Origin of the sequence: Piscinibacter sp., from assembly GCF_050175855.1 — a bacterium.
Classification (GTDB): Bacteria; Pseudomonadota; Gammaproteobacteria; order Burkholderiales; family Burkholderiaceae_C; genus Piscinibacter.
The window spans coordinates 1,592-3,008 of the sequence record NZ_JBFXIO010000510.1; the positions used below are offsets into that span (position 1 = coordinate 1,592).

At 69.9% G+C, this 1,417-nt stretch carries 2 pseudogenes; both read left to right on the plus strand.

Annotated features, from left to right (window positions below):
- Positions 1–981: pseudogene (locus tag AB7U92_RS24790) on the plus strand (amidase family protein); the annotation flags it as partial.
- Positions 982–986: 5 nt separating this feature from the next.
- Positions 987–1,417, plus strand: a pseudogene (gene gatB / locus AB7U92_RS24795) (Asp-tRNA(Asn)/Glu-tRNA(Gln) amidotransferase subunit GatB); the annotation flags it as partial.

The following is a 1,417-nucleotide window of genomic DNA, read 5'->3' on the forward strand; positions in this document are numbered from 1 at the left end:
ACCGGCACCGACACCGGCGGGTCGATCCGCCAGCCGGCAAGCTTCTCGGGCATCACCGGCATCAAGCCCACCTACGGCGTGTGCTCGCGTTACGGCATGGTGGCGTTCGCCTCCAGCCTCGACCAGGCCGGCCCCATGGCGCGTTCGGCGGAAGACTGCGCGCTGCTGCTGTCGGCGATGAGCGGCTTCGACGAGCGCGACTCCACCAGCGCCGAGCAGCCGCCGCAGGACTACCGCGCGCAGATGCTGGCGCCGCGCGAGGGCGCCTCGGCCGCCCGGCCGCTGGCCGGGCTGCGCATCGGCCTGCCGAAGGAGTTCTTCCCTGCCGCACTGGCCGCCGACGTGAACGGCGCCGTGCGCGCTGCACTGGCCGAGCTGGAGACGCTCGGCGCGACCTTGGTCGACGTGAGCCTGCCGCGCACCGAGCTGTCGATTCCCGTCTAGTACATCATCGCTCCGGCCGAGGCGAGCTCGAACCTGTCGCGCTTCGACGGCGTGCGCTACGGCCACCGCGCAGCGAAGTACGCCGACCTGCTCGACATGTACAAGAAGAGCCGCAGCGAGGGCTTCGGCCCCGAAGTCAAGCGGCGGATCATGATCGGCACCTACGTGCTCAGCCACGGCTACTACGACGCCTATTACCTGCAGGCGCAGAAGCTGCGCCGCATGATCGCCGACGACTTCCAGCGCTGCTTCACCCAGTGCGACGTGATCGCCGGCCCGGTGGCGCCCAGCGTGGCCTGGAAGATCGGCGCGCAGGGCGACGATCCGGTGGCCGCCTACCTCGCCGACATCTTCACCCTGCCGGCCAGCCTGGCCGGCCTGCCCGGCATGAGCGTGCCGGCCGGCTTCGGCGAAGGACAGATGCCGGTGGGCCTGCAGCTGATCGGCAACTATTTCCAGGAAGGCACGCTGCTGCACGCCGCGCACGCCTTCCAGCAGGCCACCGACTGGCACGCGCGCGTGCCCAGCGGGTTCTGAACACCATGAGCAGCACACCCTTGATCCGCGGCTACGAGGTCGTCATCGGCATCGAGACGCACGCGCAGCTGTCCACCCGCTCGAAGATCTTCAGCGGCTCGAGCACCCAGTTCGGCGCCGCGCCGAATACCCAGGCCTCGCCGGTGGACCTGGCGCTGCCCGGCACGCTGCCGGTGCTCAACCGCGGCGCGGTGGAGCGTGCCATCCGCTTCGGCCTGGCGGTGGGCGCCACGGTCGCACCCTTGTCGATCTTCGCGCGCAAGAACTACTTCTACCCCGACCTGCCCAAGGGCTACCAGATCAGCCAGTACGAGATTCCCGTCGTGCAGGGCGGCGAGGTCGAGTTCTTCATCGGCGAGCAGCGCCACGTGGTGCGGCTGACGCGCGCCCACCTCGAGGAGGACGCCGGCAAGTCGCTGCACGAGGACTACCACGG